The sequence below is a fragment of the Flavobacterium johnsoniae genome, from assembly GCF_030388325.1.
Classification (GTDB): Bacteria; Bacteroidota; Bacteroidia; order Flavobacteriales; family Flavobacteriaceae; genus Flavobacterium; species Flavobacterium johnsoniae_C.
In genome coordinates this window covers 2,580,591-2,605,851 of the sequence record NZ_CP103794.1, presented here as the reverse complement: position 1 = coordinate 2,605,851, position 25,261 = coordinate 2,580,591, and the positions used below count along the sequence as shown (strand labels likewise).

Annotated in this window: 25 protein-coding genes; 20 read left to right on the top strand and 5 right to left on the bottom strand. The window is 32.2% G+C overall.

From position 1 onward, the window contains the following. Positions 1 to 285 precede the first annotated feature (285 nt). The 4 genes from NYQ10_RS11290 to NYQ10_RS11275 all read left to right on the top strand — a co-directional run bounded on the left by NYQ10_RS11290 (position 286) and on the right by NYQ10_RS11275 (position 3,337). Positions 286 to 690 (top strand): secretion protein, encoded by a 405-nt coding sequence (locus tag NYQ10_RS11290; protein WP_289880901.1) that lies wholly within the window; start codon positions 286 to 288, stop codon positions 688 to 690. 379 nt (positions 691 to 1,069) lie between these two features. Continuing rightward, on the top strand, positions 1,070 to 1,456 hold the full coding sequence (locus tag NYQ10_RS11285) for a secretion protein (protein WP_289880900.1): 387 nt from the start codon (positions 1,070 to 1,072) through the stop codon (positions 1,454 to 1,456). A 385-nt stretch (positions 1,457 to 1,841) separates the two neighbouring features. Beyond that, entirely contained in the window at positions 1,842 to 2,411 is a 570-nt protein-coding gene (locus tag NYQ10_RS11280; RefSeq protein WP_289880898.1) for a DUF6932 family protein, read from the top strand. Beyond that, positions 2,408 to 3,337: a hypothetical protein gene (locus NYQ10_RS11275; RefSeq protein WP_289880896.1), complete on the top strand. Its 930-nt coding sequence runs from the start codon at positions 2,408 to 2,410 to the stop codon at positions 3,335 to 3,337. Before NYQ10_RS11280 ends, NYQ10_RS11275 begins: the two co-directional genes overlap by 4 nt. Positions 3,338 to 3,419: 82 nt before the next feature. On the opposite strand, the gene NYQ10_RS11270 is transcribed toward NYQ10_RS11275, so the two are convergent. Beyond that, positions 3,420 to 6,860, bottom strand: coding sequence for a methylmalonyl-CoA mutase family protein (locus tag NYQ10_RS11270; RefSeq protein ID WP_289880894.1), 3,441 nt, complete (start codon positions 6,858 to 6,860; stop codon positions 3,420 to 3,422). A gap of 293 nt (positions 6,861 to 7,153) precedes the next feature. On the opposite strand from NYQ10_RS11270, the gene NYQ10_RS11265 reads away from it, so the two are divergent. The 5 genes from NYQ10_RS11265 (at position 7,154) to purU (ending at position 12,202) form a co-directional block, all read left to right on the top strand. Then, a complete protein-coding gene (locus NYQ10_RS11265) occupies positions 7,154 to 8,710 on the top strand; it encodes a L,D-transpeptidase family protein (protein ID WP_289880892.1) in 1,557 nt (518 codons plus the stop codon). Positions 8,711 to 8,903: 193 nt separating this feature from the next. Beyond that, positions 8,904 to 9,257, top strand: a complete 354-nt coding sequence (locus tag NYQ10_RS11260) for a hypothetical protein (RefSeq protein WP_289880890.1) — start codon at positions 8,904 to 8,906, stop codon at positions 9,255 to 9,257. 132 nt (positions 9,258 to 9,389) lie between these two features. Further along, positions 9,390 to 10,265: a hypothetical protein gene (locus NYQ10_RS11255; RefSeq protein ID WP_289880889.1), complete on the top strand. Its 876-nt coding sequence runs from the start codon at positions 9,390 to 9,392 to the stop codon at positions 10,263 to 10,265. 266 nt (positions 10,266 to 10,531) lie between these two features. After that, positions 10,532 to 11,248 carry a DUF4197 domain-containing protein gene (locus NYQ10_RS11250; protein WP_289880887.1) on the top strand — a complete coding sequence of 239 codons (717 nt, stop codon included), beginning with the start codon at positions 10,532 to 10,534 and terminating at the stop codon, positions 11,246 to 11,248. A 99-nt stretch (positions 11,249 to 11,347) separates the two neighbouring features. Further along, entirely contained in the window at positions 11,348 to 12,202 is an 855-nt protein-coding gene (gene purU / locus NYQ10_RS11245; protein WP_289880885.1) for a formyltetrahydrofolate deformylase, read from the top strand. Positions 12,203 to 12,366: 164 nt separating this feature from the next. On the opposite strand, the gene NYQ10_RS11240 is transcribed toward purU, so the two are convergent. The 3 genes from NYQ10_RS11240 to pyrF form a co-directional block, all read right to left on the bottom strand. Beyond that, entirely contained in the window at positions 12,367 to 13,860 is a 1,494-nt protein-coding gene (locus NYQ10_RS11240) for a catalase (RefSeq protein WP_289880884.1), read from the bottom strand. A gap of 884 nt (positions 13,861 to 14,744) precedes the next feature. Next, positions 14,745 to 15,545, bottom strand: coding sequence for an ABC transporter substrate-binding protein (locus NYQ10_RS11235; protein ID WP_289880882.1), 801 nt, complete (start codon positions 15,543 to 15,545; stop codon positions 14,745 to 14,747). 240 nt (positions 15,546 to 15,785) lie between these two features. Continuing rightward, positions 15,786 to 16,613, bottom strand: coding sequence for an orotidine-5'-phosphate decarboxylase (pyrF, locus tag NYQ10_RS11230; protein ID WP_289880881.1), 828 nt, complete (start codon positions 16,611 to 16,613; stop codon positions 15,786 to 15,788). Between the two features lie 260 nt (positions 16,614 to 16,873). Here pyrF and NYQ10_RS11225 point away from each other — a divergent pair, with 260 nt between their 5' ends. The 11 genes from NYQ10_RS11225 to NYQ10_RS11175 all read left to right on the top strand — a co-directional run bounded on the left by NYQ10_RS11225 (position 16,874) and on the right by NYQ10_RS11175 (position 23,422). Next, positions 16,874 to 17,347 (top strand): Dps family protein, encoded by a 474-nt coding sequence (locus tag NYQ10_RS11225; protein WP_276174482.1) that lies wholly within the window; start codon positions 16,874 to 16,876, stop codon positions 17,345 to 17,347. A 151-nt stretch (positions 17,348 to 17,498) separates the two neighbouring features. Then, entirely contained in the window at positions 17,499 to 17,684 is a 186-nt protein-coding gene (locus tag NYQ10_RS11220; protein ID WP_276174483.1) for a CsbD family protein, read from the top strand. A 165-nt stretch (positions 17,685 to 17,849) separates the two neighbouring features. Next, positions 17,850 to 18,401, top strand: coding sequence for a helix-turn-helix domain-containing protein (locus NYQ10_RS11215; protein WP_289880880.1), 552 nt, complete (start codon positions 17,850 to 17,852; stop codon positions 18,399 to 18,401). Between the two features lie 21 nt (positions 18,402 to 18,422). Continuing rightward, complete coding sequence (locus NYQ10_RS11210; RefSeq protein WP_276174485.1) at positions 18,423 to 18,872, top strand: response regulator; 450 nt, start codon at positions 18,423 to 18,425, stop codon at positions 18,870 to 18,872. 10 nt (positions 18,873 to 18,882) lie between these two features. Then, on the top strand, positions 18,883 to 20,667 hold the full coding sequence (locus NYQ10_RS11205; RefSeq protein ID WP_289880877.1) for a sensor histidine kinase: 1,785 nt from the start codon (positions 18,883 to 18,885) through the stop codon (positions 20,665 to 20,667). Between the two features lie 134 nt (positions 20,668 to 20,801). Next, entirely contained in the window at positions 20,802 to 21,371 is a 570-nt protein-coding gene (locus NYQ10_RS11200) for a DUF4142 domain-containing protein (RefSeq protein ID WP_289880875.1), read from the top strand. A 36-nt stretch (positions 21,372 to 21,407) separates the two neighbouring features. After that, a complete protein-coding gene (locus tag NYQ10_RS11195) occupies positions 21,408 to 22,055 on the top strand; it encodes a porin family protein (protein WP_289880874.1) in 648 nt (215 codons plus the stop codon). A gap of 36 nt (positions 22,056 to 22,091) precedes the next feature. Beyond that, entirely contained in the window at positions 22,092 to 22,244 is a 153-nt protein-coding gene (locus tag NYQ10_RS11190) for a lmo0937 family membrane protein (protein ID WP_143102046.1), read from the top strand. Positions 22,245 to 22,298: 54 nt separating this feature from the next. Then, complete coding sequence (locus NYQ10_RS11185; protein ID WP_289880871.1) at positions 22,299 to 22,583, top strand: YtxH domain-containing protein; 285 nt, start codon at positions 22,299 to 22,301, stop codon at positions 22,581 to 22,583. A 67-nt stretch (positions 22,584 to 22,650) separates the two neighbouring features. Beyond that, positions 22,651 to 23,010, top strand: coding sequence for a hypothetical protein (locus NYQ10_RS11180; protein ID WP_289880869.1), 360 nt, complete (start codon positions 22,651 to 22,653; stop codon positions 23,008 to 23,010). A gap of 37 nt (positions 23,011 to 23,047) precedes the next feature. Next, positions 23,048 to 23,422, top strand: a complete 375-nt coding sequence (locus tag NYQ10_RS11175; RefSeq protein WP_289880867.1) for a hypothetical protein — start codon at positions 23,048 to 23,050, stop codon at positions 23,420 to 23,422. Between the two features lie 322 nt (positions 23,423 to 23,744). Here NYQ10_RS11175 and NYQ10_RS11170 read toward each other — a convergent pair whose 3' ends face one another. Further along, complete coding sequence (locus NYQ10_RS11170; protein WP_289880866.1) at positions 23,745 to 25,076, bottom strand: DUF5723 family protein; 1,332 nt, start codon at positions 25,074 to 25,076, stop codon at positions 23,745 to 23,747. Positions 25,077 to 25,261 lie beyond the last annotated feature (185 nt).

The following is a 25,261-nucleotide window of genomic DNA, read 5'->3' as shown; positions in this document are numbered from 1 at the left end:
ATAAGTCTCAAAATTTAAAAAAAACTTAGCGGACTTTGCGTTAAAAACCTCAATCCATTATGTAAATAAATTCTTAATCGACTGTAAAGTTAAAATCAAGAGAAACATTAAAAAATAACAACTGAATTAACAAAAACATTAAATATAATTCAAGTTTTAACCTATAACGGTTTCGTAAATGAGAATATAGCATATAAATAGGAAAACACAGTTGCGCTATTTCATGTATATCATAAGTAATTTAGCATCAGAGAATTAGAACTAATAATTTAAAAATTAAGTCCCATGAAAAAGATTGCAAAAATGAGTTTAGTAGCAGCGTTGCTTTTCACAGGAATAAGCACATACGCAATTGACGGAACGTCGGAGTTTAATCTTCACGTATTGAAAGCTAATGGAAAACTGATCACTTTCGCTCTTAACAAAGTACAGAAAGCCAGTTTAGCAATTTATGACAAAGACGGAACGCTAATTTATTCTGAAAATGCTTCTGGCAAAGAAGGAATTTTGAGAACTTTCAGTTTAGAAGAATTTCCAGAAGGAACTTACTTCTTAGAAGTTGAAGACAATGTAAAAAGAGCAAAATATGAAATAAAGGTAACTGACGAAGCAACTGTTTTATCTAGAAATGCAGTTTCATCAGTTTACAAATCTGGTTTTGTAAAAAATACAAATGTCGCAGCTCGTTAAGATTTTATACTAAAGGTATAAAATGAGGTTAGAAAAAATTAAAAAGTAAACTTTTAATGTCAAAAGAACAGCTCTTTGTTGGTTAACGAGCTGTTTTTTTGTGCTTAAAATTAAAGGTAGTTTTTACACTAAATCGGTTTCTGAAAAAATATTCTTATTAATTCAACTATCTGATTTTTAAGCCGTAAAAAAAATCGAAAAAATTTTAAAAAAAATAAATCCGCAATCCCAGTATTTACGTACATAGTTCAAACAAAGAATAGAAATAGTTTTAATTCAGCAACTTAAGTGTTTAAAAATGCTATTTTTTTGCTAAAAATTAAATTTGTATTTGTAGTTTTACGCGTTCCACATTTAGTAATTAACAATTAAAAAAAACATGACAAAATTTACCAAAGCTGGTTTAGTTGCTGCCTTTTTTTTAGCGACTGTGTTTACCTATGCCATTGATGGAAAAGGTGACTATATATTAAACATTAAAACAGGAAACGGAAAAGTAGTTAGCTTTACTTTAGACACTGTTGAGAGTTCATCTTTCTCTATTTATGATGAGAACCACAACTTACTTTATGCGGGAGACGCTTTAGCAGATAAGTTAGAGGTTTCAAAAACAATTAGTTTAGAAAACTTTCCTGCTGGAACTTACGTTCTAGAATTGAAAGCAAACGACAAAGTTGCGAAACACGAAATTAAAGTTGCTGCTAAGAAGGTGAAAACTGTGAAATTAGACAATTCTGCTAATCATAGCCCAGGATTCCGTCGTTAATCACTTTTTTGCCCCCAAAAATTAGAAAAGCAGCTCGTACCAGAAGCTGCTTTTTTATTATCATTATAATTTTACCGCGATATTGTCATTTCGACCGAAGGGAGAAATCACACAAGTAATTCTGCAAAGATTGGCGACTTTCTTTGTCTAGTATCTAGTGTGATTTCTCCCTTCGGTCGAAATGACAAACTTTATGGGCTTTTATTTTTTTTGCTGGTGCGAGCGTCTCGCTCGTGCGTTACTTTGCGTTCACAAAAGGAATGCTTAATAATATAGAATTTATCTTACGTAATTTTACTCAATATAATCTTGAAATGAATACAAAATTAGGATTAATACTCATAATCAGTATATTTACAAAAAAACTTAGCTTATTGTATAAACAATGATTCCAAATTTTAATCATAATAATGTTATACCTCCTTTCGTTAGTAATCCAACTAATAGAAATGATTTAAGCCCATATTTATGTAACATTTTAGAATTCTGCACTAAATTTGCAACCTCAAAAGAAAGAATTGAAATTCTTGAAGGTTATATTGCATTTAGAGAAAAGATGAATAATTTCGGTATAATTGATGGATTTCAATGGTTAGATGGGAGTTTTACAGAAAATATTGAATCTAGTGAAAGTAGACCTCCTAAAGATTTGGACTTAATAACATTTTATAAAATGTTTATACCAATAGATGAACGTAATCGTATTTTCAATAATATATTGACTAACTTTAATGAGTTCTTGGATCCAAAACTTTCTAAAACTGTTTATAAATTAGATCATTATGGTATTGATTATGGATATTCCCCAGATGCAACAATTGAACAGGCAAGATATTGGATTCAACTTTTTTCTCATAATAGATTAAATATTTGGAAAGGAATGTTGCGTATAGAATTAAACACTCCTGATATTGACCAACAAGCAAAGGAATATTTAGAATCACTTAAAAAATGAGTTTACCTGTAGATAAAGATCAATTAAAAGCCCAGATAATAGATACTGAGCATTTACTCTCTTTAGTGAAGGATCATCCGCTCATGTCTTTTAGTTTAGAAAAAAAACTGGAAGAGCTAAACGAACAATTAAATGAATTACCAGAAGACATAAATGAACCTAAAGTTAGTCTTCTTTTTAGTGGCAAAGCTGTAATTGGTTCAAAAGGCATTAAGACAAAATTTATAAGTGATGCTTTAAAACCATTCCAAGAACTTATTAAAACACAAACTGCTTTAGTAAGGTATGGAAAAGTTGGTAAAAGAGGAAAATCAAAAAATTCTAAAATTTCAGATTTGTATTTAACGGCATTACCTACAGGATCATTTGGCGTAGAACTATCTCAAATTGATCCATCTGATATTTTTGCAGAAGAAGATATTTCAACTGCAATTCATCAAGTAATGGAACTAGTTGAAGCTTCAACTACTAGTGATGAGGAATTTGAAGAAATTTTAGAAATTACACCTGCTAGAAACTTAAATAATCTTAAAAATTTTTTAAAGTATATTGATAAAGAAAAATCAATTCTCAAAATGGTATCGGGGACAAATCTAGTGAGTATTTCTGAAGAAGATATTCATAAAGGATTCGTAAGAGTTAATGCAGCAAACAAAGAAGATGAAGAAATATTTGAAGATGGAATATTAAGAGGCGCATTATTGGAAACAGCAAAATTTGAGTTTGTTAGTGAAGATGGTTACAGATTTACCGGAATGATAAATACAAATCTCCCAGAAGATATTGTTATTTCATTTTTAAATCATCCTTGTACTGTTCATATGCGACGTTCACATACTCATTTTATGTCCGGAACGGATAAAACAACATACGAATTACTTGATATTTTTGAAAGGAAAACTAATCCTGAACAAATTATATTATAATTAAAAACCAACATTTTTCAGATAGTTTAACAAAAAAACCTCTCATATTCTGAGAGGTTTTTTCATAAATATAAGTACAAAATTACATATTCCTTCTATACTGCCCACCAACCTCAAACAATGCCGAAGTAATCTGCCCCAAAGAACAAACCTTTGTAGCTTCCATTAAATGATCAAATAAATTTTCGTTTTTAATAGCCGCTTGTTGTAAATTATTTAAATGCTCGTTTACTTTTGCTTCGTGAAATTGATGCAGATTATCCAACATCGTAATTTGATATTGTTTTTCTTCTTCTGTAGCTCGAATAACTTCTGCCGGAATTACCGTTGGCGAACCTTTTGAACTCAGGAAAGTATTTACACCAACAATTGGGAAATCACCATTGTGTTTTAAAGTTTCATAATACAAACTTTCTTCCTGAATTTTAGATCTTTGGTACATCGTTTCCATTGCGCCCAAAACTCCTCCTCTTTCTGTAATTCTGTCGAATTCTTGAAGAACCGCAGCTTCAACTAAATCTGTCAATTCTTCGATGATGAAAGAACCCTGAATTGGGTTTTCGTTTTTCGCTAAACCTAATTCTTTATTAATAATCAGCTGAATCGCCATCGCACGACGTACAGATTCTTCTGTTGGCGTTGTAATCGCTTCGTCGTAAGCATTGGTGTGCAATGAATTACAGTTGTCATAAATCGCGTATAAAGCCTGTAAAGTCGTTCTAATATCGTTGAAATCAATTTCCTGCGCGTGCAACGAACGTCCAGATGTCTGAATATGATATTTCAGCATTTGTGCTCTTTCGTTGGCTCCGTATTTGTTTTTCATGGCTTTTGCCCAAATTTTACGCGCCACACGACCAATAACCGAATATTCTGGATCTACTCCATTAGAGAAGAAGAACGATAAATTTGGTCCAAAATCGTTGATGTTCATGCCACGGCTCAAATAATATTCCACGTAAGTGAAACCATTAGAAAGCGTAAACGCCAATTGCGTAATTGGATTTGCTCCTGCCTCAGCAATATGATATCCTGAAATCGAAACCGAATAGAAATTACGAACGTTTTTAGTAATAAAATATTCCTGAACGTCACCCATTAATCGCAAAGCAAATTCAGTTGAGAATATACAAGTATTCTGCGCCTGATCTTCTTTTAAAATATCGGCTTGAACTGTTCCACGAACTTGAGCTAACGTTTTTACTTTTATTTCATTATAAACTTCCAAAGGCAAAACCTGATCTCCGGTTACGCCCAAAAGCATTAATCCTAAACCGTTGTTTCCAGCAGGAAGTTCGCCTTGATATTTCGGTCTTTCGATTCCTTTGTTTTTATATAATTTGTTGATTTTGGCTTCAACTTCTTTTTCTAATTCATTTGCCTTGATGTACAATTCGCATTGCTGATCAATCGCCGCATTCATAAAGAAACCTAACAACATTGGTGCAGGTCCATTAATCGTCATACTTACAGATGTTAAAGCATGAACCAAATCAAAACCTGAATATAGTTTTTTAGCATCGTCCAAACAGCAGATTGAAACTCCAGCATTTCCTATTTTTCCGTAAATATCTGGACGTAAATCTGGATCGTTTCCGTACAAAGTAACGCTGTCAAAAGCTGTCGAAAGACGCTTTGCTGGCATTCCCGCACTTACATAATGAAAACGTTTATTGGTTCTTTCTGGTCCGCCCTCACCCGCAAACATTCTTGACGGATCTTCGCCTTCACGCTTAAACGGATATAATCCCGAAGCAAATGGAAATTCCCCAGGAACGTTTTCCTGTAAATTCCAACGCAGAATATCGCCCCAGCCTTCATATTTAGGTAAAGCAATTTTCGGAATTTGCAAATGCGATAAACTCTCAGAATGCGTTGCAATCTTGATTTCTTTGTCACGCACTTTAAAAGAATAAACGGGATTTTTGTATTTCGCTACTTTATCATCCCAATTCAAGATAATTTCCCAATTGTATGGATCTAAGTCCATTTTTACTTTATCAAACTGATTGAGCAAGAGATTTAAAAAGATTCTGTTTTCGTCGTGTTCTGCGATTCCGCTTGGTAAAACGGTTGAATCGTCTATTCCTGCTTTTGTAATTTGAGGAACTTTTCCTGAAACCGATTCGATGGTTTTGAAAATTCCGTATAATTTCTGTGCTACTTTTTGCTGTGCAATTGCTGTTTCATCATAAGATCTGTTATTCTCAGCGATTTCAGATAAATAACGTGTTCTTCCTGGCGGAATCACGAAGATCTTCTCGCTCATTTCTTTAGTGATTTCAAAAGTCGATTTCAAGTCAGAATCGGTTTTTTCTACCACTTTATCCATAATCGCTTTGTACAGCGTGTTCATTCCCGGATCGTTAAACTGCGAAGCAATTGTTCCGAAGACTGGCATTTCCTCAGGATTTTTATCCCAAAGATTATGGTTTCTTTGATATTGTTTTTTTACATCGCGTAACGCATCCAATGCTCCACGTTTATCAAATTTGTTTAAAGCTACCAAATCAGCAAAATCAAGCATGTCAATTTTTTCCAATTGTGTCGCTGCACCAAATTCTGGCGTCATTACATATAAAGAAACGTCTGAATGATCCATAATCTCGGTATCAGACTGACCAATTCCTGAAGTTTCGAGAATAATCAAATCGTATTTTGCGGCTTTCAAAACCTGAATTGCTTCGGCTACATATTTAGACAAAGCTAAATTCGACTGACGTGTAGCCAGCGAACGCATATAAACACGAGGATTATTAATCGCATTCATACGGATTCTGTCTCCTAAAAGTGCTCCTCCTGTTTTTCTTTTCGAAGGATCGACAGAAATTAACCCGATTGTCTTTTCTGGGAAATCAACTAGAAAACGGCGAACCAATTCGTCAACTAAAGAAGATTTTCCTGCTCCACCTGTTCCTGTAATTCCTAAAACTGGAATTTTAGAATCAGAATTACTTTCATGAATTTTATCAAAAACAGGTTTTGCAATTTCAGGGAAATTCTCGGCTGCAGAGATTAATCTTGCAATTGCTGTTGGAACTTTATTTTCGATATGATCTATTTCTCCATTCAATTTATCTCCAATAGGAAAATCTGACTGCTGAACCAAATCATTAATCATTCCCTGAAGTCCTAAAGAACGACCGTCATCTGGAGAATAAATTCTTGTAATTCCATATTCATGTAATTCTGAAATTTCGCTTGGCAAAATTACTCCGCCGCCGCCGCCGAAGATTTTAATATGCCCCGCTCCTTTTTCGCGAAGCAAATCATACATATATTTAAAGTATTCATTGTGTCCGCCTTGATAAGAAGTCATTGCAATTGCATTGGCATCTTCTTGAATGGCAGTATTTACCACTTCTTCGACACTTCGGTCGTGACCTAAATGAATTACCTCAACTCCTGTTGACTGGATAATACGGCGCATAATATTAATGGCAGCGTCATGTCCGTCAAAAAGTGAAGCAGCAGTTACAATTCTTACTTTATTTTTAGGAATATATGGTATTTGTTGTTCCATTTTATGAATATGATAATTTTATGAGGGCAATTTACAAAATATTTTAATATTTGATTCTTCCTCTAAGCTTATCTTAACAAAAATAAATCGATTTCGTAAACCGAAAGGGTAACAATTTACGTAACTAATTGATATAGTTAAAGAAAGCTTAAAGACATGGCAATTTCGCAACATTTAAATAAAATCAGAAAACATGTTTCAAGGCCTTCTAAAGTAATTTAGCATTGTAGAAAAGCCCCAAATTTTTACCAAAGCTTACCATCAAAAAAAGTAATAACGTAAAAATTTAAAAAATGAAAACATTTTATTCATTCACCGTAATTTTGGGTTTGAGTTTCTTTATATTTTCTTTCAATACGATTGAAAACAGCAATTTTTCCCATAAAAAAACTTCAAACCACACAATCGTTTTCAATGATAGAGATCTTGCAAACGCTGAGAAAGCTAATGACTTTTTCAAAAGATATTCTGATTTAAAAAAATACAAATCGGATATTATGTCATTATACAAAAGCAGAACGCTTGGAAGTATTTGGTTTGATGAAGATGAAATTAACGAATTTGGTTCTGTATTGTATGAAAAAGCCAAAAAAACTAACGATTTAATTGTTCCTTACCAAAAAGAAATAGATCTGTTATTTGATTCTAAATCAGAATCTAATATTTCTAAAACAGATGCTGATATGCTTTTAAGCTCATTGTATGTAATGTACACTAAAAAAAATAATGCTGACAAAAAGAAATTGGCTTATGATGTAATGCTTAAAGATTTCTTGAACTACAGCACTATTGAAGAATCATCTGCAACTGCAAATCTTGATGCAAAAGTAGAATATGACCAATATTATAAATTGCAAGATGTTTTAAAAAAATATAAAAAACTAGACCGTTCTCATAAATGGAAACCTATTGAAACTGAAGTTCCATATAAAGATTTACGTCCAGATGCTGTTTCTAATACAATTGCACAAGTTAGAACCCGTTTATATTTATTGGGGGATTTAAAACAGGATTCTAAAAGTGATGTTTACGATAGAGAATTAATGGATGCTGTAATGAAATATAAAGTTCGTAACGGATTTAAACCAAATTATATTCTTGCTGAAGAACATATTAAAGAAATGAATATTCCGCTTTCTGAAAAAATGGAAACTTTACAGTTAAATATGGAAAGATGCCGCGCGATTGCTGCTCAAATTGCTGCAAGTGATGAATATGTATTGGTAAATGTTCCTTCTTATGAAATGATCTATGTTAAAAACGGAAAAATACAGTTAACCTCACCTGTTTTTGTCGGAGCACCTTTAACTAAAACTACCATTTTTAACGGCGAAATTGATAGAATTGTTTTTAGTCCGTATTGGACAGTTCCACAAAGTATTGTTCAAAATGAGTTAAGATCTAAAATCGCTTCAGATCCAAATTATTTGGCTGAAAAAAATATGGAAATGATAAACGGACAAGTAAGACAAAAACCAGGTCCAGATAATTCTTTAGGTTTGGTAAAATTTATGTTTCCAAATTCAGATGATATTTACATGCACGATACGCCTTCTAAAACGTTATTCGATTTTGAAAAAAGAACTTTTAGCCACGGTTGTATTAATGTAAAAATGGCTAAAGAATTAGCAGTTGCTATGTTGCAAGATTATCCAGAATGGACTCAGGCAAAAATTGATAAAGCAATGGAAGGAAAAACCGAAAACAGTTTTAAACTAACTAAAAAAGTACCTATCTACATTACGTATTTTACTTCATTAGTAAATGAAAATGGCGAAATCGGATTTTTTCAAGATGTTTATGAAAAAGATAAAGAAGTTACAAGCGAAACTGCGATTGTAGCTCAATAATACAATTTTATTCAATCTTAGAGAGAAATTATCATTTTTTGGTAATTTCTCTCTTTTTTAGTCTTTTTTAGAAAGCAAAAAAAACCTTAACTTATTACTATTAAACCTTTTACAGACAAAACATTTTCTTAAACCTCCCGACTTTTGCTCAAAAATATACCACTTATTTTATAATACTTAAAAGCTAACTATTATGAAAACAAATAACATCGAAGGTCTAACAATGTTTGAAATAAATGTATTGGTGCAACAGGGCGGAAAATTTGTGATTTTTCCAAATACCATTTCGAAGCTTTACAAAAAATTTAAACTTTCGAACATCTATTTTATTCGTCCAAACGAAAATACATTTAAATACGCCTTAAAACATTTCTTTCTAAATTTATCTTTAAGCTGCCGCAGTATTCCGTATGGACCAATTTATGTGCTTAAATCTATTTATTATCTGTTTAAGGGCGGAAAAGATTATACGCAGGATATTTTGAATGAGTTAAAAAACAACAATCCTTTATATCGTCCTGATCTGCAACATTTAAACCAATCTTAACTTAAAATTCTTTCGAGTCTTATGTCTTAAACTATTAGTTTTTAGCCTTTTTGAGGTTCTAATTGTGAGTCTTTAAAAAGAGATTTGCCAAAATTTTTTTATAAAAAGCAAATCTTTTAATTAAAACTCACAATGAAAAAACACATTTTACTTTTCGGTATTGCTGCAATTCTTTTTACTTCTTGCAAAGACAAATCAGCTACTACCGAAAACCTGACCTCAAGTGAAGAGACTTCTTCAAAACCAAAAGCTCCGAAAGCAGAAGGAACTCCAAGAATCTTATTTATAGGAAACAGTCACACCGAATTTTTCGTTAGTTCACCAATTATATTTGGAGAAATCTGCAAAGCAAATAATCAGCCAATGAATATTGATCAACTGGTAACAATGGGAGTTTCTATTGAAAAAATTTATGATGATCACGTTTCTGAAGCAGAAGCAAATTTTGCAAAAACAGATAAAGATGGTAATTATTACGATTATGTAATTCTACAAGAATCAACACCTGTAGCATTAGCCGAACTAGACCAATATAAAACTAATGTTAAGATGATTGTAGATAAAATTCGTAAAAATAGTCCAGATGTTGCTGTTTATATTTATGAAGCAATGTCTCCAACTCCTTTTACAGATTCTGATTATAAAGAATATTACGATGAAATTCGTAAAAATGCTTTTGAAGTTGTAAAATCAACCAAAAACTCTGGTTTATTGAGAGTTGGCGACGCTGTTAATGATGCTTACAATGGTAAGAGTAATTATAAATATTTAGTAGGAAACAAAGACAATCTTCGTTATGGCGAAAACACATTGCATCTTTTAAACGATGGAGGTTATATGCAAGGAGCACTTTTATTTGCAACAATCTTTGACAAAAAACCAATTATGCCAAAAGAACTTACTTTAAGCACTGGTACTGGAGATAATGACGACATGAAAAAACAAGAAGTCAGCAAAGCAATTAGTAATGCAAAAGCTTTAGAAGAAATTGCTTTTAGTAATCGTTAAATAATTAAAATTTAAAAATCATCTTTTATAAGATGATTTTTTTTATTACTCCAAACTTAAAATAAAATATCTTTTCAAGATTTACTTTTCAATAAAAAACAATTTAAAAAAATAACTAAAATGCATTTGAAGAAGCCATTTTATCTCAGTTTTTAAACAATTGCGATTCCTGTTATTTATCCAACAAAATCTTTCTTCTATAGCAATAAAATTGTGGCTTTGTTTTTGAATAAGTAGTATTTTTGAAACTTAAATAAAACTCCATAATGAAAAAGATTATTCTATTAGCCTTTGCGTTTTCGCTTACTTCTTGTGCACAAGTTCAACAGACTTTAAATCAGCTGCCACAAATAGCATCACAGCTTCCGGTTGGCAATGCAGATATTGCTTCTGGATTGAAAGAAGCTTTAAACAAAGGAATTACTCAACAAGTGAGTAAATTAACTGCCGTTGACGGGTTTTATAAAAATGAAGCTGTAAAAATCTTAATGCCCGAAGAATTGCAAAAAGTAGATGCAACTTTACGAAAAGTAGGTTTAAGTTCTCTTGCAGACGAAGGAATCAAAATGCTAAATCGTGCCGCAGAAGATGCTGTAAAAGAAGCAACTCCAATTTTTGTTACCGCTGTTAAAAATATGTCATTTACAGATGCTAAAAATATCCTTTTAGGAAATGACAGCGCTGCAACAACTTATTTGCAAGGAAGCACTACAACTGCCTTATACGGAAAATTTAATCCAGTAATAAAAAGTTCTTTTGAAAAAGTAGGCGCTGATGTAGTGTGGAAAAACATTATTACAAAATACAATACAATTCCGCTAGTCAAAAAAGTAAATCCAGATTTAACAGATTATACCACAACTCAAGCTTTGTCTGGAGTTTTTAAAATGATTGCTGTTGAAGAAAAAGAAATACGCAATAACATCTCTGCAAGAACAACGCCTTTATTAAAAAGTGTATTTGCTCTGCAAGATGGAAAATAGATTTTTCTGAAGGTTCAAAGGTTCATAGTAACCAAGATACAAAGTGACCTCTGTAACTCTGAACCTTTGCAACTTTGTAACTAACCAAAAAATAACCAAATGCAGAAAATTACAATTCTAATTCACTGTAAAGATCAAAAGAATATTATCGCATCAGTGACTACTTTTATTGCTAAAGTGGGCGGAAATATTACTTACATCGACCAACATGTTGATGTTGAACAAAACGTGTTTTTTATGAGATTGGAATGTGAATTTACCAATTCTGAAATAACCATCGAAAGTTTTAAAGATGATTTCGAACAAGCTCTTGCATCTAAATTTGATATGTCTTGGGATTTGTACAATCAGGATCAAAAACCAAAAATGGCTTTGTTTGTTTCTAAATATGACCATTGTCTTTTTGATATTTTGGGACGTTACAGTGCTGGTGAATTAAATATAGAAATTCCGCTAATTATTAGTAATCATAACGATTTAAGATCGATTGCAGAACGTTTTGATATTCCGTTTCATTATGTTCCTTTTACAAAAGATAATAAAGAAGAAGGCGAAGCAAAACAAATTGAATTATTAAAAAGATATGAAATCAATTTTATTGTTTTAGCTCGTTACATGCAGATTATAACTCCAAATTTGATTTCGCTTTACGAAAATAAAATCATTAACATTCACCATTCGTTTTTACCTGCTTTTCCAGGAGCAAAGCCGTATCATTCTGCTTTTAAACGCGGTGTGAAAATTATTGGCGCAACAAGTCATTATGTAACAGAAGAATTAGACGAAGGTCCGATTATCGAACAGGATATTGCAAGAGTTTCTCACATTCATTCTGTAGAAGATTTTATTATGAAAGGACGAGATTTAGAAAGAATAGTTTTAGCAAGAGCAATAAAATTGCATTCTGAACGTAAAACAATGGTTTATAGTAACAAAACAGTTGTTTTTTCTTAGTTTTTTTGAAGGTTCAAAGTAGCAAAGCCACAGAGGTTCAAAGGTTTTTCTTGTCAAATTAAATAATCAAACCCGACAGGTTTTAAAAACTTGTCGGGTTTATTTTTGAATTCAATTAACAAGTCAAAACCTTTGTCGCTTTGAACCTTTGTTACTTTGTCTCTTTATCTAACAACTATCTTCAATCTTGGATCATCAAAAGCATCTACTTCAGCCATTGTCATTCCTAGAGCATTTGCCACGCCTTCGCCATAAGCTGGATCAGCTTTAAAGCAATTTCTTATGTGACGAACTTGAATAAACTTTTGTGCTCCTCCAACTTGTCCCGCAGTATTTTTAAACAAAAGCTGTTTTTTCTCTGGTGTCAATAAATTGAATAATAATCCAGGCTGCGTAAAATAATCGTTATCGTCTTCTCTAAAATTGTGCGCATATGCATCTCCATAGATTGCCAATGGCGGTTCTTTTGTTTCTGGCTGATCTTGCCATTCACCAAAACTATTTGGCTCATAATGTTTTCTACCTCCATAATTTCCATCAACACGCATCGCTCCATCTCTGTGGAAACTGTTATAAGGGCATCTTGATGAATTTACTGGAATCTGATAATTATTAACTCCTAAACGATAACGGTGCGCATCTCCGTAAGAAAACAAACGTCCTTGAAGCATTTTATCTGGCGAAAATCCAATTCCAGGAACCACGTGAGCTGGGTTAAAGGCAGCTTGCTCTACTTCTGCAAAATAATTTTCTGGATTTTTATTCAACTCAAATTCTCCAACAGGAATTAATGGGAAATCTCCTTTTAACCAAACTTTCGTCAAATCGAATGGGTGAAAACGATAGTTTTTTGCTTGTTCTTCCGACATAATTTGAACGAACATTTTCCATTTCGGGAAGTTCCTTTCTTCAATCGCATTAAACAAATCTCTTTGGTGGCTTTCTCTATCTTTTCCTACTAAAGAAGCGGCTTCTTCATCTGAAAGATTTTCAATTCCTTGTTGCGAAACCAAGTGAAATTTAACCCAATGTCTTTCGTTTTGTGCATTAATGAAACTAAAAGTATGACTTCCAAAACCGTGCATTTCTCTGTATGATCTCGGAATTCCCCTGTCGCTCATTACAATGGTAACCTGATGCAAAGCTTCTGGTAATAATGTCCAAAAATCCCAATTGTTATCAGCACTTCTCAAGTTGGTTTTTGGATCACGTTTAACCGCGTGGTTTAAGTCAGGAAATTTCATCGGATCACGAAAGAAGAATACGGGAGTATTGTTTCCTACCAAATCCCAATTTCCTTCGTTTGTGTAAAATTTCATGGCAAAACCACGAATGTCTCTTTCGGCATCAGCAGCACCTCTTTCTCCTGCAACAGTTGAGAAACGTACAAACATTTCTGTTTTCTTACCAATTTCCGAAAACAAATCTGCTTTTGAATATTTGGTAATGTCGTGTGTTACGGTAAAAGTTCCGTACGCACCAGAACCCTTAGCATGCATTCTTCTCTCGGGAATTACTTCTCGATCAAAATGCGCCATTTTTTCTAAAAACCAAAAATCTTGTAATAAAACAGGTCCGCGAGGGCCAGCTGTTTGAATGTTTTGATTGTCTGGAACGGGAGTTCCTGTTGCAGTTGTTAATTTTTTGTGTTCTTCCATTTTGCTGATTTTTAATGTTTTACCAAATATACAAACTAATCGTTATCATATTAATAAACAAAATTGATTGTTATTATATTTTAATAATAAAAAATTATCCAACGTTGCAGAAAGCTCAAAACAACTACTTTACAAATCTTAACTTATGGTCAACAAAGTAATAACAAAACCTTAACAGCAATACATCAATTTATGTCTGACCTTTGTAATGTAATAAACTGGTTATTTATTATTTTGGTTTTGGTTAGTTAAATGATGCCGGCGTCTTCGAGATGCCGGCATTCTTTTTTTATGAAGTTTGGTTTCAAGTTTTAGGTTTTCTTTGTTTCAAGTTGACATACGATCCGCTTAATTTTAAACGCAAAGGGCGCGAAGATTTTTTTTATTAAAGAAGTTTTTAAAGTTCGCAAAGCTTTGTATGAAAAAACTTTGCGTGCTTTGCGTAATTCTTAGCGCTCTTTGCGTTTAAAATCAACGTTGTATAAGTCAAACTTGAAACTTGAAACAAAGAAAACTTGAAACAAAAACTGCAAGTTTTAAAACATTAACTAATATCCAACAAAGTAATAACAAGATCTTAACAGCATTAGATTGATTTATGTCGGATCTTTGTAATGTAATAAACTGGTTATTTATTATTTTGGTTTTGGTTAGTTAAATAATGCCGATGTCTTCGAGATGTCGGCATTTTTTTGTTTCAGGTTTCAAGTTGCTTTGCTTTGTGGTTAGTTTTAAACGCAAAGAGCGCTAAGATTTTTTGCTTAAGAAGTTTTATATAAAACGCAAAGTTCTCAAAGCTTTATCTAAAAAAACTCTGCGAACTTTGCGTAACTCATAGCGTCTTTGCGGTTAAATTTTACAACCTGAAACTTGAAACAAAAAAACTAATTCTTCAATCTTTCGTGAAGCAATTTGAAATACGAGAAAGCCTTTAATAATCTGCTTCCGTGCCAAGAGAACATTTCGCCATCTACAAAAATAGTTTTGGCGTGATGTGTAAATCTTCCTATTTCGAAAGCATCTTCTTCTTTAAATGGATAAGGTTCTGAAGAAAGAAAAACCAAATCTGGATCTCCTTCTAAACGCATTTTTTTTAATTCGATTTCAGGATAACGGCCTTTGTCCTCGTAAATATTCCTAAAATGATTTAGTTTTAATAACTCATTTATATAAGTATCATTTCCAGCAACCATATAAGGATTTTTCCAAATAAAATATGCTGCCTTTTTCTCTTTAATATCTTTTATATAGTTTTTGAAATCGCTCAAGGCGAAAGCCAATTTATCATTCCACTTTTGGGCTTCGGTTCTGCAATTAAATAATTGTCCGAAATCTGAAATCATCTGAAAATTATCTTCTATAGAAACAATATTCGTAACCCAAACCGGACAAATTTCTTTTAACTGATTTACGATTTCTTCTGTATTCTCTTCTTTATTGCAAATAATAATATCAGGTTGAAGCAGTTTCATTTTCTCAAAATGGATTTTCTTCGTTCCGCCGACAATCTTTTTGGTAGATTTAAAATGAAACGGATGCACGCAGAACTTTGTAATTCCGATAATTTTTTCTTCTAAACCTAAATCGTATAATAATTCAGTTTGTGAAGGAACCAGCGAAATAATTCGTTTTGGAGCTGCTTCAAATTCATGTAAAGTACCAAGCTGATCTTTTAGTTGTTTCATTATTGGGATATTTTTTTTAACGCAAAGAGCGCTAAGTTTTTTCGCAAAGCGCACAAAGAAATTATCGGCAGTCTTGTAAAAGTTTTTTTAAAGTTCTCGAAGTAAGTGCTTAAGTTTTGCTTTATCAAAGCTTTGAGAACTTTTAAAAAACTTTAATTTAAAAAGATAAATCTCTGCGAACTTTGCGAAAAAACTTAGCGCACTTTGCGTTAAAATTATGTTCGAAGTAAACTTGAAAATTTAAACCTGAAACTTCAAATTAATAATCTCTTCCATTTCTTGTTGCACTTTCAAAGCTTCTTCTCTAGCCTTTTCAGCAAAATCTGTTCCTTTTGAAGCGTAAATAATTGCTCTTGCCGAATTTACTAAAAGACCAATTTTATCGTTCATTCCGTATTTACAAACTTCTGATAAGCTTCCGCCTTGAGCGCCAATTCCTGGCACTAACAAGAAACTGTCTGGAACAATTTTTCTAATTTCGGCAAAATATTCTGCTTTTGTAGCGCCTACAACGTACATTAAGTTTTCGCTGTTTTTCCAAGTTTTAGATGTTTCTAAAACTTGTTTGTATAATTCTTTTCCGTCAGTATTCAAAGTCTGAAAATCGAAAGCGCCTTCATTTGAAGTCAAAGCCAACATAATAGTATGTTTATTTTCGAAAGCCAAAAAAGGTTCTACAGAATCTTTTCCCATATATGGAGCAACCGTTACACTATCAAAATTCAAATCTTCAAAAAAGGCTTTTGCATACATGCTAGACGTATTTCCGATATCACCGCGTTTTGCGTCTGCGATTGTAAAAATATCAGGATAATTTTCGTTGATGTAATTGATTGTTTTCTGAAGAGACATCCAACCTTTAATTCCGTAAGCCTCAAAAAAAGCTGTATTTGGTTTATATCCTACAGTTAGATCATGCGTAGCATCGATTATTGCTTTATTGAATTCGAAAATAGGATCTTCGGTATCTAATAAATGTTGTGGCATTTTGTCCATATCAGGATCTAAACCCACACATAAAAATGTTTTTTTTTGAAGAATTTGTTCGTGTAATTGTTGTGTTGTCATATTGTGTTTTGCTTGTGCTGCAAAATTACAAATTATAATTGTGAATTGTAAATGGTTTAATTTGTTTCAAGTTTCAGGTTTCAGGTTTGTCAGGCTGAGCGAAGTCGAAGCCATTGTGGTCTTCGACTTCGCTCAGGGTGACATTGAGTATATTAATTATTCATTACAACATTGAATTCCTATAACTTCCATCTAAAATTATATAAGAAAAAACAAGAGAGGCTCTTTTATCTTTGAAAAAACACATAAAAAAGACAATTATGAGCCCACATATCGGAATTACGCCTGCAAATCTAAAAAAGAGTGCTTCTATTTTAGGAACAATCTTATCTAACGAAATGACTTTATATGTAAAAACCAGAAAATTTCACTGGAATATTTCTGGAAACAGTTTTATGGAATTGCATAAATTATTTGAAGAACAATATAGAATTCTAGAAGCACAAATCGATGAAGTTGCGGAACGCATCAGTCAATTAGGAGAAAAAACAATTGGTACAATGAAAGAGTTTATCGATAATTCTACCTTAAAAGAATCTCCAAAAGAATATGCTTCGCAAAAACATATGCTTTCTGAACTTTTAGAAAACCACGAACAATTGGTGACAGAATTTAGAAGCTATATTCCAATATTTGAAGAAGAAACAAAAGATGTTGGTTCAGCAGATTTTGTTACGGGTTTACTACAAGAGCACGAAAAAATGGCTTGGGTACTGAGAAGATATCAAGTTTAACTGATAATTGATAATTGACAATTGATAACTAATTATCTATTCAAAAACTAAAGTAAAATGAGAATTATGCAACAGCATTTGAAATTAATGTAACAAAGAGTTGAATGTAAATCCGACCTTTACAATATTAATAACAATAAACAAAAACGTCATGAATACTACAGAGATAAAAGGAAACTGGAATGAGTTAAAAGGAAAATTGAAGCAAAAATATGCGGATTTAACAGATGATGATTTACTTTATGATGAAGGGAAAGAAGACGAAATGTACGGAAAACTTCAACAAAAATTAGGTAAAACAAAAGATGAAGTTCGTAAAATCATTGCTGATTTGTAAATCCTTACAACTCAATCAGGAAATACCGTCTAGTAAATAAATAATATTAGGCGGTATTTTTTTGAGGGTTTTATTTTAAAAAAAACATCATTATCTAACAATTCTACACTGTTTAAAAGCGGTAACCAAAAATAAAATAAGTATCTTTAACCAAATTTCTATAAAATGAAACTATTTATAAAGTTCGACATTAACACTATTTGCTCTCAATATCTGAAACTGAATTTGGAGCAGAACAATGTGAATTTTACGACGCTGGGTTTTGGCGAAATCGAAATCGAGGACAATATTGATGCTGACGCACTTGAAAATTTAAAACAAAAATTGACGCCATGCGGCTTTGAAGTTGTTGAAAATCAAAAAAGTGTATTAGTCCAAAAAATTAAAGACGCAATTATAGAATTGGTCTTTATGGACGACAGCAATAATTATAAAAGTTCTGTTTTTTTGGCTGAAAAGCTAAATCACAGTTATGGATATTTATCAAATGTTTTCTCAGAAGTAACATACTCTTCTATAGAAAACTTTATTATTTTGCAGAAAATTGAAAGAGCAAAACAATTGATTATTATCAATGAAATGAGTTTAACCGAGATTGCATTTTTATTAAACTATTCAAGTGTTGCGCATTTGAGTACACAATTTAAAAACACAACCGGAATTACTCCGTCTGCTTTTCAGAGAATTATTAAGAAACGAAGAGAAAATTTAAAATAAAAACCCAAATACCGAACGCAAATGCAAAAAAACGCATTACACATTTTACTTGCCGATGATGATGAAGATGACCGTCTTTTCTTTAAAGATGCTTTTGAAGAAATAAAAATACAAACTAATGTAAGTTTTGTTCACGACGGGATGCAATTAATGGATCATCTACATAATACAGACAATAAACTTCCAGATATTTTGTTTCTAGATTTGAACATGCCTAAAAAAACGGGTAAAGAATGTTTAATCGAAATCAAAAAAACGGATCGTTTAAAAGATATAATTATTGCAATTTATTCTACCTCTTCTTCTGAGGAAGATATTGAAGATACCTTTATCCAGGGTGCAAATATTTACATTAAAAAGCCAAGCGATTTTAATACGTTAAAAAAAATAATTAATGAAGTCGTGACCGTAAACTGGCACTATCATACCTCTGGGTTAAACCGTGATAATTTCTTGCTGCGACTAAAATAAGTGCATACCAATGAAATGGATACCAAATTTTAATTCTTCAAACTCTTTGAGAGTTATTTTTGTAATCGCAGTTTTCATTCTGTTATTTCTATCTTCAATTGCTTACAAACATAATCAGGACTTGAACGAATCGAGCAAACTGGTTATGCATACTTATGAAATAAACATTCAGCTCGAACGCTTAATGTCGGCTATAAAAGATGCAGAAACGGGCCAGCGAGGATATATCATTACTCGCAACGCCCGTTTTTTGACTCCTTATATTTATTCTCGAGATAAAGTAAATACATCTTTTATTACCTTAAAAAAATTAACTGCTGATAATCCGCAGCAGCAGGAAAATCTTCAAAAACTTTTCAAACTCATTACGCTTCGTTTTGTTTCTTTTGAAAACTGTTTAAAATACAGCGATCCAAAAACATACGATAAAAGAAAATTAGACAATCACATGTTTGGTGGTCGAATTTTGATGGAAAACATTCGTTTTAAGGTAGATGAAATGAATGATATTGAAAAAACCTATCTCAAAAAAAGACTTAAAATTTATGATGCGGAAATTTCTTTAAGTCCTCTTTTTTCGATTTCATTATTCCTGGTTGCCTTAAGTTTTATCTTATTGGCTTATAGACAAATCAGCCGTGATTTTGAACGCCTAAAAGTATTCAACAAAAGACTTTTAATTTCTTCTGGTTTAATTGCCGAATCTGAAAGTATTGGTAATTTCAGTACTTGGCAATGGGATTTGGATGCCGATAAAATTGACTATTCTGACAATCAGTTCAGATTATTAGGTTTCGAACCCAATTCTTTTGTACCGAGCAAAGAAACACTTTTAAAATATGTGCATCCAGACGATAAAGACGCTGTAGCAAAATCTATAGACGAAATTATCGAAGACAAAAAGGTTCCTTTTTTATATTATAAAATTGTGCGACCAGATTTTGAGGTTCGTTACTTTAAAACTGCCGGAAAATTGGTTACAGATCAACAAGGAAGTAAAATTTTATTAGGAATCAATTTCGATATTACTGACGAACATTTACTAAATATCGAACTTCAGGAACGAAACAAAGAATTAGAAAAAAGCAATAAAGAATTAGCTTCTTTCAATCATGTTGCGAGTCACGATTTGCAGGAACCTCTTAGAAAAATTCAAACTTTCATTTCTCGAGTTTCAGATGCAGATAAAGAAGTTATGTCTGAAAGCGGTAAAAATTATATCACAAAAATTGAGGTTTCTGCTAAAAGAATGCGTGTCTTAATTGATGATTTGCTTTTATTTTCTCGAACTAACACTACTAAAAAGGAATTTATAAAAATAAATCTCAACGAACTTCTTGATAATGCTGAGTCTGAATTAGCAGAAGTAATTGAAGACAAGAAGGCTGTTATCAAATCAAACAAGCTTCCAAAATTATCGGTAATTCCATATCAGATCGAACAGCTGTTCATTAATTTAATTGGAAATTCATTAAAATATAGTCGCCCTGGAGTTGAACCAGAAATTTCAATTTCTAGCGAAAAAGTTAGTTCTTCAGATTATCCAGAAATTGTCGATCAATCTGTAAAGAAATTCCATAAAATAACTTTCACCGATAACGGAATGGGATTTGATCCGCAATTTAAAGAAACCATTTTTATTCTTTTTCAGCGTCTTCATTCTAAAACAGAATATCCCGGAACTGGAATTGGTTTGGCTATCTGCAAAAAAATTGTAGAGAATCATAAAGGTCATATTATAGCCAACAGTACTATGGGCGAAGGCTCAGTATTTACGGTGTTTCTACCCGATTAAACTTCATTAAAAAAACACATAAATAACGTTATATAAATCCATTATGGGAATTATATAACGTTTCTTTTTTATGCTGTAAAGTAAATTCTTGCATTCGTTAGCATCTTTGTAATGTAATACTTTATGAAGTAATAATGAACAAAATTCACCATCTAAAGACTATCTTTTTTAAAGTCTTTTTCTTATCGGCGATAATCATTTGCAGCTCATCTTGCAAAAGAATAAATCCAATAGAAAAGTCTTTAAAGAATCAATCTTTTGCAATTAATGAAAAAGAAAAAACAGAAGTTTTCTTTTTTATTTCGACGGCGAATTTAAGTAAAGGAATTATTTCTAAAAGTCAAATTGCACAACAAAAAAGTTCAGACGTTATCGTAAAGCAATTAAGTCAGAGAATCGAATTCAGAGAAACGCAATTGCTAAATGAAATAACAAGAATGGCCAATAGAAAGCTCATTGTAATAACGGAAATCAATGCCATGCACAAAATAGACCTGTACAACCTAACTGATGCAAAAACAAATGATTTTAATGATATTTATTTAAACGCCACGAAAGAAGCTTTAGACGACCAGATTGAGTTATTTGAATCTATTTCAAGAGAAACAAATGATAAAAAAATCTTGGAATTAGTACTGCGATATCTGCCTGAACAATACAAACTTTTAAGGGAAACCGAAAGATTAAGAAAACAAAATGTATAAACGCCTATTATCAATCTATTAACTAAATTTTTAACTATGAAATTACAAGCCAATTTTTTATGCGCCTTAACACTTTTTTTATCAGCTTCGTTTGGAATGCTGCACGCACAGGACAATAATGTAAACACCGAATTTGGGGTAAAAGGAGGATTCAATATGTCAAACTTAGTAAATAACGGAGATGACGTAGATGACAACAATATCTTATACGGATTTAATGCTGGGGTTTACGCTACACTTCCTATCTCTGACTTTGTAGCTATTCAGCCAGAGGTTTTATTCACTACTAAAGGAGCAAAACTAGAATACAGCGGTGCTGGATTTAATGGAGATGCAAAGTTCAAATTGAATTATATTGAAGTTCCATTGTTAGTTAGAGTAAATGTAACTAAGAACTTTAACATTCACGCGGGTGGTTATGCTTCTTATTTAGTTAGTTCTAAAGTAACTGGGAGCGGAGATATTGAATTCGAACAAAATATTGACAGAGATGACCTTGCCAAATTTGATGCAGGTATCGCAGCTGGTGTTGGAGTTGATTTTGATCCAGTTAGTATTGGCGTACGTTACAATTACGGTTTAACAACTGTTGGAAAAGAAAGAACCACTTTAGGAACAACTTACACATTTCCAGACGCAAAAAACAGCAATTTGACATTATATCTTTCGTATAAGTTAAATTAAAAAAAGAATTAATTATTAACCAGTAAAATAAAAACCATGTCAAATTTATTATATACAATCGCGGTTATTCTGGTAATACTTTGGGCTTTAGGGTTCTTTGTTTACAGTTTCGGAAGCATTATCCATATACTGTTAGTTATTGCCATTATTGCCATTCTTCTTAGACTTATTAAAGGTCGAGAAATTTAAAAATCACATATTAAATCAACAATTTATTAAATATTAATCACTAAATCAATTATTATGAAAGCAAGTAGCACAATTTTAGGAATATTAGGAGCCGCAGCGGCGGGAGCATTTATTGGAGTATTGTTTGCACCAGACAAAGGTTCTAACACTAGAAAAAAAATCAAAGATAAATCGAAAGATTACGGAGATAACCTTAAAACAAAATTTGATAACGTAGTAAACACTATCACTTCAAACGGTAAAGAAATTCTTGAAGAAGGAAAATCTAAATTAAACCAAGTGAAAGAGGATTACAACACCTTGAAAGATGATGTTAAAACAGTAAAATCAAACTATTAATCTCAGAATTAATTCTATTAATCTCAGAATTAATTAGTGAAATTTTCAAACCATAAAACCCTATATCATGGAACCAAATGCAACAACAAACGAAGATTTAAATCTTTACGAAAAAGCTGAAAACTACGCAAAAACAAGTTTAGAATTATTAAAACTGAAAACTGTATGTTCAGTGGCCGATGGTGTATCATCGTTGGCATCTAAGATTGCAATCGGTATTGTTGTTGCATTTTTTACCTTGTTTTTAAATATCGGAATCAGTTTATGGATTGGGAAAGAACTGGGAGAATATTATTATGGATTTTTTATTATGGCACTTTTTTATCTGTTAGTTGCCATAATAGTGGTAAAATCACATCATAAAATAATTAAGACTCCAATTGGTAATACTATCATTTCGAGTATACTAAAAGAAACTAAAAACTAAAAGGTTTAATTTATTGATAATTTTAAAAGACTAATTTATGGAAGCCATTTACAATATTGATCAATTAAATCAAAAAATTCAAGAATTAGAAGTTCGTCAAGATACAGAATGGTGCGCCATCAAAAATCATGTTGACGAGATTAAAGAAAATCTAAAACCGATAAATCTAATTCGAAATACGGTTGAAGAAATTAATGAAACGGTAGGTTTCAAAAGTCATTTGGCACAATCTGCTATTAGCATCGGAATCGGATATCTGGCTAAAAGATTTATTGTCGGAAAAGGAGATTCTATGTTTAAAGGCATTCTAGGATCTGTTGTCCAATTGATTGTAACTAATCTGGTTTCTAAACCACAAAACGAATCTTCAAATCAAGCTTCTGAAGAAGAAGACGAAGAATCACAATATTAAACGTCTAAAGAGTAATTGTCTAACTTAATATTTAAGTATTATGGAAAAGTTAAGCGAAATAGTATTAAAAAATGGTGTATACGTTTACTCTAATCTATATAAATGTTTTGAATATACGAGAGTATTTCTAGGTATCTAACTTTCATTATACGCTTCTTGGGGAAAGCGGTTAATGAAGATAAGACCTTCACTATATTTTTAAAAAGAGCAAAATTTACCTTTGGTATATTTTGCTCTTTTTTTTAGGGACAAAGTCTCAAAGGTTCAAAGGAACAAAGGTGAAAACCTCTGCAACTTTGAACCTTTGTTTCTTTGTCCCTTCTTAATTATAATTTTGATAAATCGGAATTTTCAAACCTGCGTAAATATTGCATCCTTTAGAAGAGTTTGAAAACAAATTAGTAAAAAGAGTTCCAGAACCCACAAATAAAGGTCCAGCTCTAAAACCTGCTCCAATTTGCGTTCCGCTATATTGCATGTAAGTTACGGGAACATAGAAACTAAATTGTCTTGTTTCGTATCTTGGCGTAAAACTTACCGAATTGGCAATTGCAGTTCCGTTTACTTTTTTAGCATCAACTAAACTAAAATCAGTGCTTAAATTCAAGTAAAATTTCTGGTTGATATTCCAATCAAAGTTAGTATGCAAAGCCGTTGGAAGATTTGCCTGAATTCCTTTTCTCGACGAAACTTTAGTATAATTTGCGTTGAAGAATTCAAAAATATTATCGGCACTTTCTATATCATCTTGCGTTACTCTTCCGTTTAAGTTATAAGTATTCTCTACAACATTTTTATAATTCAATTTTCCGATATCGGTAATAGAAGCTGCTAATTTAAACTTATATCTATTTCCAATACAAGTATGGCAATTAGTTTGATATTCATAAGTAAAACCCAAATCAACTCCTACGCCAGCAGAACCAGCATCGAATTTCGGATCTTCGCCATTATCATAATCGTAACTTGCAGCTGTTCTTAAAGTTCCCGTAGAATAATATTCACTTTGTTGCGGATTAGCATTATTTCTGTTGAATGCTACGCTGATGTCATTTCCGTTAAGGTAACCGTTTACTCCTGCCATTAAGTATTTTACGGTAATTCCTCCTTTTATAAAATTATCGTCGCGATCTAGCAAAACTGTTGCATAACTTGCTCCGATTTCTGCCCAAGAATTGGTAACACCATTCGGATTTCCGCCTTGAATCATAAAGCTGTTAGAAAAATCCGTATCCTTATTTACCTCATCTACAAGCTGTCCGTTTACATCTACGATATTGGTAATGCTACGCACGCGAGTAAAAATCGCCATACTATGCACAGGCGTAATATTGAACATAACAGACGGTCCTAAAACATCGATATTAAAGTTTCCTCTATTGTTCGATTTAAAGTTTTTATTAGCTTCGGTGTCAAAATCGTAACTGCCGTCTAAAATGCTGGCAAAATTCACACTGTACAAATCATTCTGACCTGTTCCGCTCGCAGAAAAAAGAGTAACATCGGCGCTGTACTTTGAAGCTGCAATAGCAGACGGATTAAAAATTGCCGACTGAATTCCCGCATAATTGTCATCTCTAAATCCGAAATACGATTGCGATCGCGCATAAAAAAAGCTTCCAAAGAAGCATAATAAAAGTAAAGTTTTCTTCATAGATTAATTTTAATGTTGGTTATTTTTGGTCCAGCAAATATGAGGTAAAAAAAGTCAAAAAAAAACTTAACGAATTATGAATTCGTTAAGTTTTTTTTGAAAAGGTATAAAGGTTCAGAGGTACAAAGGCTCAGAGGTTTATATACTTTTTGTACATTTTTTTTAATCGTTACAAACCTGCAAAT